At 34.2% G+C, this 16,107-nt stretch carries 9 protein-coding genes and 1 pseudogene; 7 read left to right on the top strand and 3 right to left on the bottom strand.

Annotated features, from left to right (window positions below):
• Positions 1-29: 29 nt before the first annotated feature.
• The 3 genes and pseudogenes from IPH52_22740 to IPH52_22730 all read left to right on the top strand — a co-directional run bounded on the left by IPH52_22740 (position 30) and on the right by IPH52_22730 (position 1,803).
• A pseudogene (locus tag IPH52_22740) lies at positions 30-179 on the top strand (phosphopantothenoylcysteine decarboxylase).
• Complete coding sequence (locus IPH52_22735) at positions 179-412, top strand: hypothetical protein (protein MBK7057816.1); 234 nt, start codon at positions 179-181, stop codon at positions 410-412. Before IPH52_22740 ends, IPH52_22735 begins: the two are co-directional and overlap by 1 nt.
• Positions 413-414: 2 nt before the next feature.
• The gene (locus IPH52_22730; GenBank protein ID MBK7057815.1) at positions 415-1,803 is read left to right on the top strand and encodes a cyclic nucleotide-binding domain-containing protein; all 1,389 of its coding nucleotides are present in this window, start codon (positions 415-417) and stop codon (positions 1,801-1,803) included.
• Here IPH52_22730 and IPH52_22725 read toward each other — a convergent pair.
• Positions 1,771-3,684 (bottom strand): hypothetical protein, encoded by a 1,914-nt coding sequence (locus IPH52_22725; protein ID MBK7057814.1) that lies wholly within the window; start codon positions 3,682-3,684, stop codon positions 1,771-1,773. The two genes, IPH52_22730 and IPH52_22725, sit on opposite strands and share 33 nt — an antisense overlap.
• A 107-nt stretch (positions 3,685-3,791) precedes the next feature.
• On the opposite strand from IPH52_22725, the gene IPH52_22720 reads away from it, so the two are divergent.
• Positions 3,792-5,861 (top strand): SpoIIE family protein phosphatase, encoded by a 2,070-nt coding sequence (locus IPH52_22720; GenBank protein ID MBK7057813.1) that lies wholly within the window; start codon positions 3,792-3,794, stop codon positions 5,859-5,861.
• 37 nt (positions 5,862-5,898) lie between these two features.
• On the opposite strand, the gene IPH52_22715 is transcribed toward IPH52_22720, so the two are convergent.
• Together IPH52_22715 and IPH52_22710 are read right to left on the bottom strand one after the other, a co-directional pair.
• On the bottom strand, positions 5,899-6,753 hold the full coding sequence (locus IPH52_22715) for an alpha/beta hydrolase (protein MBK7057812.1): 855 nt from the start codon (positions 6,751-6,753) through the stop codon (positions 5,899-5,901).
• A 112-nt stretch (positions 6,754-6,865) separates the two neighbouring features.
• A complete protein-coding gene (locus tag IPH52_22710) occupies positions 6,866-11,332 on the bottom strand; it encodes an ATP-binding protein (protein MBK7057811.1) in 4,467 nt (1,488 codons plus the stop codon).
• 205 nt (positions 11,333-11,537) lie between these two features.
• Between IPH52_22710 and IPH52_22705 the strand changes: the two genes are divergently transcribed.
• The 3 genes from IPH52_22705 (at position 11,538) to IPH52_22695 (ending at position 16,063) form a co-directional block, all read left to right on the top strand.
• Positions 11,538-13,004 (top strand): CYTH domain-containing protein, encoded by a 1,467-nt coding sequence (locus IPH52_22705; GenBank protein ID MBK7057810.1) that lies wholly within the window; start codon positions 11,538-11,540, stop codon positions 13,002-13,004.
• Between the two features lie 193 nt (positions 13,005-13,197).
• Positions 13,198-14,601, top strand: a complete 1,404-nt coding sequence (locus IPH52_22700) for an adenylate/guanylate cyclase domain-containing protein (protein MBK7057809.1) — start codon at positions 13,198-13,200, stop codon at positions 14,599-14,601.
• 343 nt (positions 14,602-14,944) lie between these two features.
• Positions 14,945-16,063 (top strand): SpoIID/LytB domain-containing protein, encoded by a 1,119-nt coding sequence (locus tag IPH52_22695; protein ID MBK7057808.1) that lies wholly within the window; start codon positions 14,945-14,947, stop codon positions 16,061-16,063.
• Positions 16,064-16,107 lie beyond the last annotated feature (44 nt).

The raw sequence follows: 16,107 nt of genomic DNA, 5'->3' as shown, positions 1-16,107 counted from the left end.
AATGATACTCTTGTAATTATGGCAGCAGCCCCGCTGATTTTCGTCCGATTATGACTGCAGAGAATAAGATTAAAAAAGAATCTACCGTCGCACTCATGATTGAACTGGAAAAGAATCCAGATATTCTAATGGCTCTTAATGCTTCCTTAAAGATAAAAAGTATACCAATAGCGTCTTAGTGGGCTTTGCCGCTGAGACTGAGAAATTGGAAGAACATGCGTTAGGTAAATTAGAGCGTAAAGGACTCAAGTATATCATTGGAAATTACGTTGGTAAATCCAATACCGGATTTGGAGAAGTCAATTCTAGTATTCGTATTTTCTCTAAGACCGGTCTAATAAAAGAAATCAACGACCAACCAAAAAATATTCTCGCAAAAGAGATTAGTGACTTTATGAAGTCAAATGCATAACTATGAAAATTTTTTCTTTAGAGAATTCATTCAAACGATACTGGGATTTGTTCATATTCATATTGGCTACGTATTGTTCTATTGACATTCCCTTCTGGATATTATTCCCTTATCCGCAAACAGGATTTTTCTTTTTTTTTGAAATTTTTATTTCCATTGCTTTCTTTGTAGATTTAATTTTTAATTTCAGAACCTCTTATTTTAAAAATGAAATTCTAATCACAGATCCTCTAAGCATTGCAAAGAATTATCTGTTCAGTTGGTTCCTATTGGATTTACTCTCTGTTATCCCCTTAGAGCTAATGATTGAGCATGGAATTCTTTCAGAATCCCTTTTATTTCTATGTATCTTTCGCTTCTTACGAATCATAAAACTCACCGATGGCGTTTTATTTAAACGAACCTGGGGTATGCATGAATTCGATAGCACAAGTTTTATGCGATTGGGATTTTTAGTTTATTGGATAACAATATTTGCCCACTGGACTGCCTGTGGTTGGATTGTAATTGATGGTGGCGTTGGCGGAGTCAATAATCCCGATACCGTAACTAGATACATTCGAGCCATCTATTGGTCGGTGACTACTCTTACAACTATCGGTTACGGAGATATAACCCCTGTCACAAATGTGCAGACTATTTATACAATGTGTATTATGCTAGTTGGGGCAGGTGCTTACGGATATCTTGTGGCTAATATCGCTACTATCCTTGCGAATTCAGATATTGTAAGATCACAATTTGTAGACAAGATTCAAAAGATCAATACGTTTATGAAATATAAGAAGCTTCCCGCTGATATGCAAAAAAGCATTTTGGATTATTACGATTATATTTGGAAGAACAGAAAAGGTTACGATGAAAATCAAATCTTACGTGAGCTACCTCCTTCTCTTCGTATGAAAGTAAGCATCTATCTAAATAGTGATCTTGTGAGAAAAGTTCCCATTTTAAAAAGTGCAAGTGATGATTTAATTTCTAAAATCATTTTAAACCTTGTCCCTGTTGTATATATGAAAGGAGATTTTATTTTTAAGAAAGGAGATACCGGTCATCATCTATATTTTATAAGTAAAGGACAGGTTGAAATTCTTGCAGAAGATGGAATTACCAGTTACGGGATATTAAATGAAGGCAATTTCTTCGGAGAAATTGCGCTCATAATGGATACTCCGAGAACAGCGAGTATCCGTGCCATGGATTATTGCGATCTATATTACCTAGACAAAGACACCTTCATGTCGATTATTCTGCATTATCCGGAGTTCGCCGCTCACGTTGATAAACTCATCAAAGAAAGAGAGAAACATAACAAATCTCTATCACCCGACAAAACAGAATCAAAAAAGAAAACTCCTCTAAGGAAGAATCGTAAACCGAAGAGTCTGTAAACACCCTTCTCCTGTTGAAAACCTAGCATCTCTATAAACCTTTCTGTCTAGCAAATTCTTTGCAGGATAGGGAGGAGCGAGGATAAACGGTTTGCCCTTAGTCGCTACTTCATAGGTTATAGATAATTTTGGATCATCTCGTTTTGTTAATTTTATAGATGGATGAAGGTTCTTAAACCAGGTCTCCGGTAAGTATTCCTTCTCACAAGAATCTACTATAAGGTAAACTTCATTATACCCTTCCTCGTGTGGGTTTAATTTAAAATTCTTAGGGTTAATCAATATCTTCTTTTTATTTTCATAGGCAATTTTAGCTAATACCAATTCTGTATCAGCCTTGTTTACATGAAGTGGATTGATGAAATTAAAAAAGATAGCATTCTCGGATAGATTTTTAAAGAGTCTTTCGACTTCCCTAGGAGTAAAAAAATCATCTTTGTTCTTTCCCGTATAACATACATTTTCCCCTGAAAACCTATGAGAGAATTTATTTGCAAATGGAATTAGAACCAGGACAGAAAGTAAAACTACCAAAGCATAAAACAAAATACTGAATCGAACTCGAAAAGATTCAAATAAAAGCAATGCTCCAATAGCAATAGCAGGTAATAGATGATAAACGTGACGGGCTTGGTGATTAGGAGTAAAGAATGTCAATACCAAAATAGTTAAGAAAGAGAATAAAGAAAAGAAGAAATGGTTTTCTATTCTTTTTTCTTTGAAATACACATAATAGCCGTAAGCCACAGACAAAAGCATAATTACGAATAGGATAATTCCTATCCATTCAGGAAAAAAAGAATCATTTGTAATTGCTTTAAAGAAAACAAGATAATAATCTAAATTCTTTTCTACTATCTCGCCTACCATATGTCCTTCTGATTGCACATGTGCGAGTGTGCTACTAGAACTAGAAAAACGATCTGGATGAATCAATACAAAAACAATAATAGGAAGAAACACCCAACGGAAAATATTGGTTAGCCTATCAAACTTAAGATTAGATAATTCAGTTGCTTGACGAAACAGATAAAGATAAAAGTCAATAGATGCAAGCATTACAATGACATACTTTATATAGGTCTTAGATTTTCCTTTTAGAATGGACTCCGGAACAATTAGATAAATCAGCACCAGAAGGATAATTCCAAGTATCCGATACTGCTTTTTTATTTCTTGGGTTATATAGGCAATATATCGAGTCGCAAACAAAACGACTTCTTCTAAATACAAGCTGGTGTGAACGATAAGAATTGTAAGAAGTAATAAATATCCATAGGGATACTTTGTGCTAAACAAGGCAAATGCACTTAGAGACAATTTTACAAGAATCCATTTATCTACAATTCCATTCTCAGAGCGGTAAAATAGTAGAAGATAATAAACACTTGCCAGAAAAAACACGGCACCTTGTATTTCTAGCATGGCTGAGAAGGTATAAATTAGAACGGGAGGAGATAAAAAAAGCATTGCCCAAATCGGAAGAAACAGCAACCCCGAAGACCAATGTCCGTCGGTGAGATAATAGAGAACATGCATCACTAAGCCAATCAAGATAGCGAAGGTTGCTAAAGTAATCAAAACATCTATATAGGCAGATACTCCAAACATTAAAAACACCATTATTTGCACTAAGTTACGCAAAATAGGCCAGGTTGGGGAATCTAGAATCTGAAAGAGGAAAGAAAAGAACTCGAAGTGTCGTAACTGGTCTAGCATTTTCAATGTTTTAATAAACCGCAAATCAGCATCCCAGCTTAAAAAGTCCTGGTTAGGGCATATCGCCTTAAATTCTTGCAATAAGAAAGAAAAACTAAATAGAATAAATGGTATTTGAATGAAAACGAAGGAAATTAGGAAAATAAGATTTTTTCTTGCCATAATACATTCTCTAACTCTAGGCAATTCTTGAAAATCCAATTAAAATTTCGAATATAACTATTTTTAATTGAAAAAGTTTTTTCCATAATTTAGGATGTATTGTAAACATGTCAGAAACTCAAACAACAGATTCTACCTCGCAAGGCTTGTATATAATACCTGAAGTTACAGCTAGAAGGCTTAACAAGATTATACGTGTATACCTAGACCATAGCCAAAACCAATCCAGTGAATCTGTTATTCAAGAATTAGTAGATCCAATGACGCTATCAAGGATCCTTAAGGACAGTAACTTTTGGATTTCCTGTTTACTAGAAAGAAGAATTCTAAATAAAATAGAAGAGACACTTCCCTTAACAGAAACTTTTTTTAATATGGGTAAAGATTTCTTTTTAGCAGATAGCTTTGAAATACTTCCATCGGATGATGTTCAAATTGAATTTGAAGAATTAATTTCTAGACTTCCTCTGCTCATAGATCATTATATTCGTTATATCGAAATTAAAACAATTAGCTATTCTAAAAACAAACTTAAAATAGAATTTCAATTTCACAAGAAGATAAAAGAAAACGCATATGATTTAATTTTTCTTACTGGGATTTTACAGGGAGCAGCGATTCTATTTCAAGTATCCGGTTGTAAGACTACTCTAATAGAAACAAGTTTAAATGAAGTAGATTCCCGTTTTTTTCTTCACTCGGATAAAACCAAATTCAACTCTAAAAAATCAATTGTAGAAATCTCCTGGTTAGAATGTAAAATCAAAGTAGGAAAAACAAATATCAATAAAATTTCTCCTGCCTTTGAGTCCAAGACATTTGTAATTTCTTCTTTAAATGAAGCGGATAAGGGGCAGTATTCTTACATTGATCTAAATGATATATTTAGTAAATCAAAAGAATTATATATTGAGAATAGAGATTTAGAAGCAGCAGTCGAAGTCTTAAAAAGTTTAAGAAATGAACTGATGATTAAACAAAAGTCTATTACAAAAGACTTAAAGATCGCACGCAATATACAACGAGGCATTATCCCCCAGCGAATTCCTGATTGGAAAGGATTACAGTTTGCCGTTAGCTTCATGCCAATGCAAGAAGTCAGCGGGGATTATTATGATTATTTTAACTTTGGCTCTAATCGTCTAGGAGTCTTAGTAAGTGATGTATCCGGTCATGGTGTGCCGGCTGCATTTATAACGGCGATTTCAAAATTACTTTTTACAAATTACAAACTAGATAGTCCTTCCGAAATATTAGGAAATGCTAATAGTGAACTACTAGACCTTGTAAAACAACAGGGTTACTTAACTTGCTTCTATGGAATTTTTGATTCCGAATATGAAATGACTTACTCGATTGCCGGTCATCCAAGACCCATACTTTTTAAACGCAAAACAAAAGAAATTGTTACACTTGTAGGAGAAGGAACATTCCTTGGAATGTTTGATGATGCAAGAGAACACTTCAAAGATTATAAGATAAAGTTAGAACCAGGCGACAAACTATTTGTATTCACAGATGGACTCATTGAAGGTCAAAACGATGTAGGAGAGCAATTCCAACAAGAAAACTTAATCAAATATATATTAGAATCCGCTGATATGGATGTGAAGACGTCTGTTGATTTTATAATGAAGAAGTTCAATCATTACTGTCGTGGAACAGACCAGGGCGATGATATTACACTACTCGGAATTGGTCTCAGCTTAAACATGGAAGCTTTTGATAAACACCAATTAGAAGCAGAACGAAATTTTAATAGCGAAAACTATGAATTAGCCGCAGAGCATCTAATTAAGGCTAATCGCATTTTGCCCAATGACTTGAGTATACTACTACTTCTTGGCAAATGCTATGCAAAGATTCGTAATTATAACGAGGCAATTAAATACCTTGAAGAATACAATAGCCTAAAGACCTACAATGCAGACTCTCATCTGATTCTAGGATATTGTTTTTATAAATTAGAAAATTATGGTAGAGCAGAACTAGAATTACAAAAATCAATATCTCTTAGAAGTGGCAATCTACCTGCTTTGTATAATCTGGCAAAAACATTTACGAAAGAAAACTACCCCGACAAAGCGATAGACGCAATAGAAAAGATTCTAAACTTAGATCCCACTTACATTCCTGCATTGAAACTAAAAAGATTTCTAAATAAGAAAAAGGGCTAAGTAATGAAGGCAGGTTTCCAAACCTGCTTTCTTCTAGCTAGCCCACAGAATGCAAAAATTCTACTATGTCTGTTAAGACAATCTCACGATCTTTAGGAAGTTCATTCATTAATTCATGATAAAGTTTTGGATAGGTCTTTATAAATTTCTTCTCAACTGTGAGATGGCGAAATAAATCACGACTTCCATTTACATCAATAATTCCATCGTCTTCACCGTGAATAATAAGAATTGGAACATGAATATGGTTTGCTTTATCGTATAACGCTTTTGATAAATTAAATAGATTGGAGCCCATTTGAAACGAGATTTTACCGTGAGTAAGCTTATCTTTTTTGTAAGCTTCAATGACTGATTTATCATGAGAAAGATAATTCAAATCTAAGTTAGCGTCTATCGTTGTATCGGGAAGAAAAGAAGCAACTATCTCTCCGATAAATTTCTTTACTTCTTTATCAAAATCCATCTTAACCTTAAGACCGGGGGAGCTTAAAATAAGTCCATCTAAATGATCTTGATTAAACCCTTCCACCGCATACTGTAAAGAAATCACTCCACCAAGAGAATGTCCCAAGAGGCTAACTTTGTTTATCCCCTGTTCTTCGCGAGCAATATAAATTAATTCTGTCAAATCATTGATATAATATTGAAATTGATCCACATGCCCACGCTTCCCTTCTGATCTCCCATGACCACGCGAATCAAGAGCATAGATATTAAAATCATCGTCTTTCAATTTTTCAATAATATTTCCATATCGATCACTATGCTCCCCAAACCCATGCTGGAGAATTAAAACTCTTTTTGCATTGGGCTTTATCCATGATTGATAAAAAATATTGGATTTGTCTGTTCCTGATTGAAAACTGCTCTGTTTGTTAGTAAATGCCATATTCCCTCTCGGTTCTTTGTTTGTAATAACTAAGATAATAAATAATTTATCGGTCTACAACTGTTGTAAAATCGTATAAGCTTAGCGTCAAGGAATTATAGGTGGTTGGTATCTAAACCGGTCTTACCCACACATCTTTAATTGTATCCTTCCATTTCTGAATCACATTTGGAGCAGAGAAAATATCTACTAAGTCTTTTACAGGACCGGATATTTCGATATTGATAGGCTCTAAGATATAATCCCATTTGAATGGTTTCAAGTCTTCTAGTTTTAAAAGTTCGCTGAATACATAGGGCTGTTTGATTGTGAGATAAGTTAGATGGCGAATGTATTGAACGTATTTTTTTCTACTGCGCGAATAACGCTCGTAAGGCACTTTGATAGTGGTTAAGTGGTGTATGTCGTAACTACCTGCTTCGAGTCGTAATTTTTTTTCTACGATTTCTTTTGCTTTTTTTATCAGGACTTCTTTATCATCACCCGGATCGTGTTTTAATTGTTCGCCAACCCAGTTGTAGTCTTTCCATTGCTTATTGTATTTGAGTAAAAATTCATCCTGATTTTTAATGATGATATAGAGCACCGGCTGAATGTCCTTATCCCCATTTTCGGAGTTCTTCGCTATCATTAAAAATTTCTTTTGATCAATCGGACCAAGCTTCATCGCCTTCACGAGTGGATACATGAGTTGGGGAGAATGTTTGAGTAGATAGTCATCTAGAAGCTTTCGCATATTGTGACTTAACTTTTCGTATTTAATATCTTTTAGTAATTTTTTTAGTGTCTCGTATGCAGTAAAATCAATCTCGCTTTCAAAGTCGCTATAGTTAATTAAAAATCTGAGTAGGTGCGCAAACTCATCTTCTGCGTTGCTGCATTTGTAAAGTTGGTCAAGGACAATTCGAAATGTTTCTTTATCATAAATTTTTCTCAGCGCAATTACTTCTAATGCCTTGTTGCGGTATTGTGGATTTGCCTGTTCTCTATGAGTCCTTTCTATTTCAAAAAGAATATCGTAGATTTTATTTTCGAAGTTTGCATATTTATACTGACTCTTTTTATTTAGATTGAGCAGGTCTTCGCTTAGTTTAATAAGAGGAATTTCGTTATCATGCAATTTCTCCTTTAAAATATCTAATACCGGAGTCAGATAATTTCGAATGAAGTTAGAATTTTTCTTATAATCATTTTTTAAGAAATGAAGTAACTCATCCCATTTTGTATCAGAGCTTTTTAGTGTCTTGATAATTTCTACAGTGTCTCTAGTCTGAATGAATTTTTCAAATTTTTCTGTCCAGATGATTGCATCTTTGTCATATACAAAATTATCTTCTATCAAAACAAAGCAAGTATTGTATGCTTTTTCCAAAACACGATCATTGTATTTTCGTTTTGTAGATTCAAAAAGCATTTGGAATTTTATAATTAGTCTTGCTGTCTTAGAATCTACTTTTGGTAAAGTGCAAATAGCTCTCGCAAATATTCTACCGAGTGCGTAAAGTAAAGACTTTGCTTCTGGTGTAAACGATTGAATTAGTTTTTCAATTCCCCGATGGAAATAATCCATATTACCCGGAAATTTTTTAAATAAAAGAGTGATGAAATAATAAACAAGAATTTCATAGAAAGGAACTTTTTTTATTTTCTTAATCGCTGGTATGAGCCATACGTCAAAGGATTGTTCGAGTGTGCCTTCATCAGAGAAAGTTTTAATTCTATCGGATACTATCAAGTAGGCGGGAATTTCTAAATGGCGAAATTGGAATTTATTTGAGTCTCCTGACATATAGCCAGTTTGAAAAAGGGAATTTTTAAATGTATCAAAGTTTACATCTTTCGGAAAATGCTCTTGGAACATTTTATAAAAAATATCCTTTTGAATTAAGAAAGCATTCTTTGATTCCATTTCTTTCGCAATCGCAAGCATAAATTTATAAACAGCAGCTTCAGGCAACCGAGCGAAGGCAGCGACTTTTTTGTTTTTCTTCTCTATGAATTTTTCAATGATATCAACAAAGAAAACATGATCCAAATTTCCAATATGAGTATTCTTTTTAGTTTCACAAAAAAGACTTAGTATCCACGGATTTTTGGCTAATGCTTCCGCCTTTCCAATTAGATTACCATGTATCTTATACTCTTTAAAATATTTATTTAATAACTCGGAAGTCTTTGAGTCATTTGGAGGGGTTAATTGATAGTAACTGGCGGAATTTCCAGAAGCACCCATGTGTGGATAGGCATTCATCGAAATGATTTTTTGTGTCGCCTCGGTAAATTCTATATTTTCATCCCAAAACGATTGAGTGCATGGAACGACTAACTTGACTTTGCCGCCTTTTATTTCTTGTATTAACCGTAAAAAGGATTTAATAAAGAGAGTCGGGTCAGGATTATAATAAGTATTCTCAATTATGACAACTAAGTATCTATACTTATCGGGTCCGTCATCGAGAGTGTGATCTAGAAGACTAAGCCAATCGGGTCTATCAAACTCAGCACCTAGTTTTAGTTTAATCTCTTTGATAAAACTATCTTCTGTCTCGCATTCTTTATTCCCCGCAAGAAATAAAATTGGAAAAGAAAATTCCTGTGCCATCGTATAATAATCCAAGAACACAGTCTTACCCGTTCCACTGTCTCCCATTAAAAAGAAGCTATTGTATTTATTCTGTTCTAAGAATAATTGAAAATACGATCTAAGCTCACCGTGAAAATCAACGTGAAGGTTAATAGGGACTTGCTCTATACCGAGTAGCTTTTTAGTTTCTTTGTTTTGCTCTGTGCAGCGTTGCTTGAGGCGGTGAAATTTATTAGTGAGAATTGCACTCACCATCGCACTGATCGTTGGATCAAAGACTTTTCTAGCCTCATTCGATTTAAAATTTTCAAACCGATGAAAGAAACGCATTCCCCAAACCGTTGCGACAAGTTTATTTAGATTTGTCTCTCTAAACTTGCTGTATTTGATAGTATAAATGCCAATCGCAAGTATATAATTTTTAAACCATTCAAACTCAGCATAATCTGTTTCTGAAAATATATCCTTCACGGCTGTAGAAAGACTTTTCCTAAAATCAAAGAGCACAAAATCACCATTAAACGCTTTTTCATCTTGTCTGAGTTGAAACAATTGCTCTTCAAAATTTAAAATAAAATTGATATGCATATCGGCTAACGCATTCGTATCAGACTTTAGATTAAATCTGTCTCGGAGTTCAAAGGAGAGAAGTGGAATCGCCATCTCAGCTTCAAGTCTAGCTAAATCAAAAAACATATTTCCAGTAATGCCTGTTTCATAAAAGTCAATTAAAAGCGGGCTGAAATGCCCATTGCTTAATTTGCATAATAATATATTAGCAGTATTCAAATCTCCGTGAAGACAACTTGTATTAAACACTGTCCCCTTAGTTTGCAAAATATCATTTAGATGAAACTCGCCTGAAGCTTTGGAGAAAATATTTGATAAGTTAAATTTTTTAGAAACTTCACTTAAGAAAGAATATTTTTTAGAAATATCAGATAGAAATTGTTGTCTCTCCGGAATATTCTTTGGCTTCTTTTCGATGTATAGATTCCATGATTTTAAATTATAGACTAATTTATCTGTGTCATTGTAATTTATTTCTGCATTTGCATCCCTGCGATAGAAAAAACCGTTAGACGGAATTAGCATTTTAAATTTTACACCCGACACTTCTTTTGTCTTTGGATATAAATCATAACTTACAATATCAAGAGATCTGACTTTATAATAAATCGTAGTGTCTATCGTTTCATTTTCAAAAACAATTTTACCATTATGATCTTCTCTAGGCGGAAGAAATTGCTCGAAACTATTTTGATAAGAAAGATTTTCAATCTTCTGATACGGATAATAGAACTTAGTCACTAGAAAATGAACTACTTGCCCAATGGGATAAGACAATTTCTTTCGTTGATTGGTTCCCATATCAAATTCAAGAATGTTTTCTGTTAATAATTGCTTGAGAGATCTAAGTATACTTCCCCCTGCAAAATTTTGTGCTGGTGGCATTTGTAAAAATCCAGAATGGTATTCTGGTGAGCCTTGCATAAAATCATAATGAGCAGGAAGGATCTGACCTTGTAATTGTTTTTTCTTTTCGAATCCAATGTATTCTTTTAATATTTTAGGAAAGTAATCGTATTTATAAACATATAAAGACTCTTCTTTATTCTTTCTTACCTTGGCTTGAAAAACAAACGCTCCTGTTTTTCCTTCGTTGAAGATGGAAACGATTTCAATGCTATCATATTTTGCTTGCGTGCCGAGGCGTTTGAGATCATTCTTTAACTGCTCTCTTAGTTCATAACTCTCTATTTTTTTTTCTGTATCATTCGCTAGAATTAATTCACAATTGTTTTCTACTTTTGCTGCATACTGTAAGATTAATTTATCTTCAATATCCTTAGCTAAGATGTCAGAAATACCAAGACGCTTTTTAGTTCTAGTGAGCATTTGTCTTTCCAAGAAATCAATCTCGCCTGGACTGTCTGGATCTGTTAAATATTTAATAACTTCTTCTCGGTATTGTTTTACATTCTCTTCGTTCATCTCTTTTTTTCCCAATAAAACAGAGTTCTCTTCGTAGCTGAAAAGCTATAGTGTTTCAAGTCAAGAAACAATAAAATGGTATGTAAAAAAAATGGTTTTGCAAAATTTGAGTAAAAATAAATACAACAAAGAGACGTTTAATAAAAAAACTAAAATTCATCTGGATGGATGACGCGGAGAATATATATCCGAAATTATTGAATTAGTGAATGAAGCTTCTAGCGAAGGTATACAAAAAGAATACGAATACAAATATATTTTAACCGAACAGATTTATAAAGTTTTAAACAATGAATCTTTCAAAGAATTATCCATTCAGTCCAATCAGAAAATTCGATTCACTGCAAAGAGTAAGAAGACTAGACCTTATATTTATTTTGATACGCCCGCCTTGGATTTATTAAATAAAAAAGCACAATTCAGCGTTCGCAAAAGAGAGAATGATTTTTTTATCACCTTCAAAAAACCTGAATACGGTTTTGAGAATCCTTCTCTAACAGGTAGAGTAGAGAATAATTACAAGTTAACGCTCACTGAAGGAGAAGCAATCTTTGCCTCATCCTCAGTGGATTCGATAAAAACACACGAAGCAGTCGTGAAGGCAGGAATTTTTGCAGACATAGATGGCTCACTTATGAAAGAACTCTGCCGCTTCACTGTGGATACGAGTCGTTTTTCTGCATTCATTGATAATCAAGAAATTTGCGAGATAGCAATTGATTGCATTTCTATTCCAAACAATGTTACCCTCTACGAATTAGAAATTGAAGCCCGTAATTCTAAGAATAAATCAGAAGGATTTAGCTCTTTCGATAAAATAACGGATAAAATTCTAGATTACTTTGTTGAGGTTATTCGTGATTATACGAACCAAGATTTTGACTTCATAAAGAATAGAATCATACTTCCGAAATTCAGGCGAGTTCTTGAGCATGTGCAAAAATCAAACTTCAATGATTCCACAAATATTATAGATTGGACAAACGGGGCAAACCATTTAGCTGATATAGTCAAGGCACAATTAGCCGCAGATCCGGGAAATTATTTTTTTGTTCCAAGCATTGCTTCTTATTATCCTCATCCTGATTTTAAACTACAAGGCAAAGCAGGAAAGGAAGCATTTCTAGAAGGTAGAGCTAAAATAATTAAGTTTGCCTCTGTATACATCCAAACTCTCTTAAAAAAAATGAACAAAGACAATGATGGTTTTCATTTATGGAAAATTCTTTTACCGGAAAGTGAAATCATGCTTTTATTTCAATTCAAAGCAACCAATGATTTGAAACAAGGAGAAAGAATCATTAAACAAATGGAAAACTTTCTAGAGAAGCAAACATTGAGTTTGCTCGATATTGCAGGTGACAAAGAATTTTACAATAAAATCCAATTGAATTTTAGCATTGGAAATAAAAATGCAACGATAGACGGCAGAGGTCTTGCGAAAACTGTCCGTGATGTAACATTCTATAATTTTTCTTCTGAAATGCCTCCAGAGCTTTTAGACATTCACGTAGAAGAAATTTATTCCGTTGCGTATAAGAACCTTCGAAACCTAGAAGACAAACGATATGATCTAACAAAAATGAATATCAAAAGTCCTTGTTGCGGTATAACAACCAACAGAAAAGACACTATGTATAAGATGATCCTAAAAAAAGCAACAATGAATTAAGTCATCTTATACAAATGAATAAAACAATGGAATTTTTAGTGGGGATAAGAATATTAGATAAATCTAATAAAGCAATGAAACTAACTGCCCGCGGCAGCGAACCCACCGTTAGGTGTAACCCCACATTCAGCGCTGGGAACGCTGGTCACTCACCTTGCGCAAGGTGAGTTAATTAAAAAGATTGGAGAAAAAAGTGGATAATCACCGTTGTATTACAAGAATTATGGCGCGGCTAAACTTAATTTTAAAAATTAAGGATACCGATATAAATGAAACCTATTATATTTTTTATAAATCTTCCAAGATTTGGTCTGATATAAATTTTTTCAGTGCTAGAATCACAACGATAGACGATATACAAATCCCAATCGAAGAAACAGATGGCATTTATAATTCAGGAGATATTGAACAAACTCAAATCAAAGAACACATTTCACGATTTGAAAAAGATCTATCCGAGGAGTATTGTAAAAACCTAGCCTCAACAGAATTCGGAAAAATATTTGGAACTACAGTCACAAAAGGAAATCTATTAAAAGATACGATTGGCTTCATCGAAGAATCGAAGACAGTCGGAGAAATCACCTACTACCATAATTTCTTTTATGTAATCACTGAAATGCCAGACCTAAGCCGAATCATTGGTCTAAAAACAATTGAGCTAATCCCAAAAAATCTAATTGAAAAACTTGCAAGTAGATCAGAGGTTATGCATGATAGATATGAGCCGAGTCATATTTTACAATTATTCATTAAGAATAGATTATGGGCAAAGGATGATTATCCCCCACTTGAGCCAAAGCATTTGCAAGCACAAAAAAGAATTGGAGTTCTATTCAGTGATCTAAAAGGCTTCGGACAATTGGTAAATCAATTTGCATCTTCTGATGAAGCAGAGTCCACAAGACTATTAATCAAGAAATACCAACACTTAGCCTCTGCTCATATTAAACTGCATGGGGGTTACGTCGTGCAAACCGCTGGTGACGCATTTATGGCAATCTTTTCTTTGTCCGAAAATATTGAGAATGATTTATTCAGAATGTTACAAGCGGCAATTGGAATATTAGCCATTAGTGAAATCAAAATTCATGAGAATTCAGAACCAATCAAAATTCGCACTCGAATCGGAATGAATGTCGCCGAAGTCGAAGAAGGATTTACCGGTGCTCTTGACTTGCGAGAATACACTGTCTTCGGAAAAGATGTAAACGTAGCCTCAAGGTTAGAAAAAAAAGTAGATGATGTAGCAGATTCAATCTCTAATTTTCGAGGTGGATTGTTACTAAATCTAAACACAAGCATCGAATATTTGAATTCAACCGAAAATAATAAATTGGATTTAATCTGCAATGACATTGTAGAATATTCAAAAGCTTTGCCGAACATAGTCTTCAAAAAACGTCTGGAGAAACTTTCGGAAGATATGAAAGATTATTATGTTCTAGATAATCTACTCGATACCTTAACGCATAAAGTCAAACTCTACTTGAATCGAGAACATTTAGGCTCCTTTGTCATCCAAGATTCTATTTGCTCCATGCAAGTAAAAGAAGGTGCAGCCGATTGTCTTTTTATTTACCGAGCTGAGTCATAACAATAAGAATGCTATAACCTTCCGATAAGATAACGATATACATACTACCACTCAGGAAGGGCTTCTCTTATACTCTTCCTTGGGGTTCGAGGGGCAACCGGAAGTTATCCGACGGGCATAGGGGAAGCCCTTCCTGACCCCTACTTGATAAAACGTCAACTTATCGCAAGCATATACAAATCTTAAAATTAAATTCCCATTGACAATTTCCCGATAATGTTATTAATTAAGAATGTTGAATTATGAATTTTGAATTAAGAGCGCACCATTAGTCAACGCTGCTCATTCACATTGTGTAAGGTGAATTAATTGAGAATTCAAAATTAAAAATTATTTAAACTCCATGATAAAATCTATTACTTACATACTAGCCTTTGCATTTATTTTATTATATATTTCTTGTAGTTCTTTCTTTCAGAAATCATGGAAGCCGATTGACAAAGAATTATTAAAGACAATCAAAGTAAACATTGGAAAGTTTGACACATCACTCGAAATCAAATCAAAAGGAAAAATTCATTTACAGCTAACAAGTAGTAACCTCGATGTGGATTACAACTATTTATTCCTTCCTGCTGAGACAAAAGAAAAAGTAAAAATTACGTTCGACACAAATGTGTTTACTCTAAAAGATCTCTCTTATAATGGTGAATTGGAAATAGTCCCGGAGGTCGCTACTGGAAAATTTATATTTGTAAATAAAGTTCAAATGGAAGACTATCTTATGGGAGTTGTTCCTGCGGAAATGCCTTCTAGCTGGCATACGGAAGCTCTCAAAGCTCAGGCAGTCGCAGCTAGAACTTATGCGGTCGATTCTATATTATCCGCTCCGAATAGCACCTATCATGTAGAATCTACCACTCAATCTCAAGTCTATGGAGGAATCAAGCGGGAGACTGTCAGGTCTAACCAAGCAGTCCGAGATACAACGGGAGAAATTTTGATTTACCAAAATAAACCAGCAAGGACTTTTTATCATAGCAATAGTGGTGGCAAAACGGAATCACCCGAACATGTCTGGGGCTACACTGGATTAACCTATCTAGTCGCAGTAGAATCTCCTCACTGCAAAGAAGCTACTAATTTTGAGTGGAAAATTACTCTTAGCCGCACTCAACTGCAAGAGAAATTAAAATCCCTCGAGCTAGAAGAAATCAAGGGAATTAAAATATCTGAATACACGCCATCGGGTAGAGCTAAGACACTAGAAATAGAAGGCAAAGAAAAAACTGCGCTCATGAATGCAGTCGAATTTAGAAGAGCCGTTGGACAAACAGTTATGCGGTCTCTCCTATTTGAAATTCAATTCGAAGACGATTTTTTTAAAATCAAAGGACAGGGCTTTGGTCATGGTGTAGGAATGAGTCAATGGGGCAGTAAGGGCATGGCTGAAAAAAATTACGACTATCGTGATATTCTGACTCATTATTATAAAGGAACAGAGCTTGTAAACATTGACTGATTTCGTTTTTATTTTTTCTCCTAATAATTGCTTGTAAAATTCCT

It is taken from the genome of Leptospiraceae bacterium, from assembly GCA_016708435.1.
Classification (GTDB): domain Bacteria; phylum Spirochaetota; class Leptospiria; order Leptospirales; family Leptospiraceae; genus UBA2033.
Note: the sequence above shows the minus strand (reverse complement) of the source record. Positions and strands in the feature narration are given on the sequence as shown.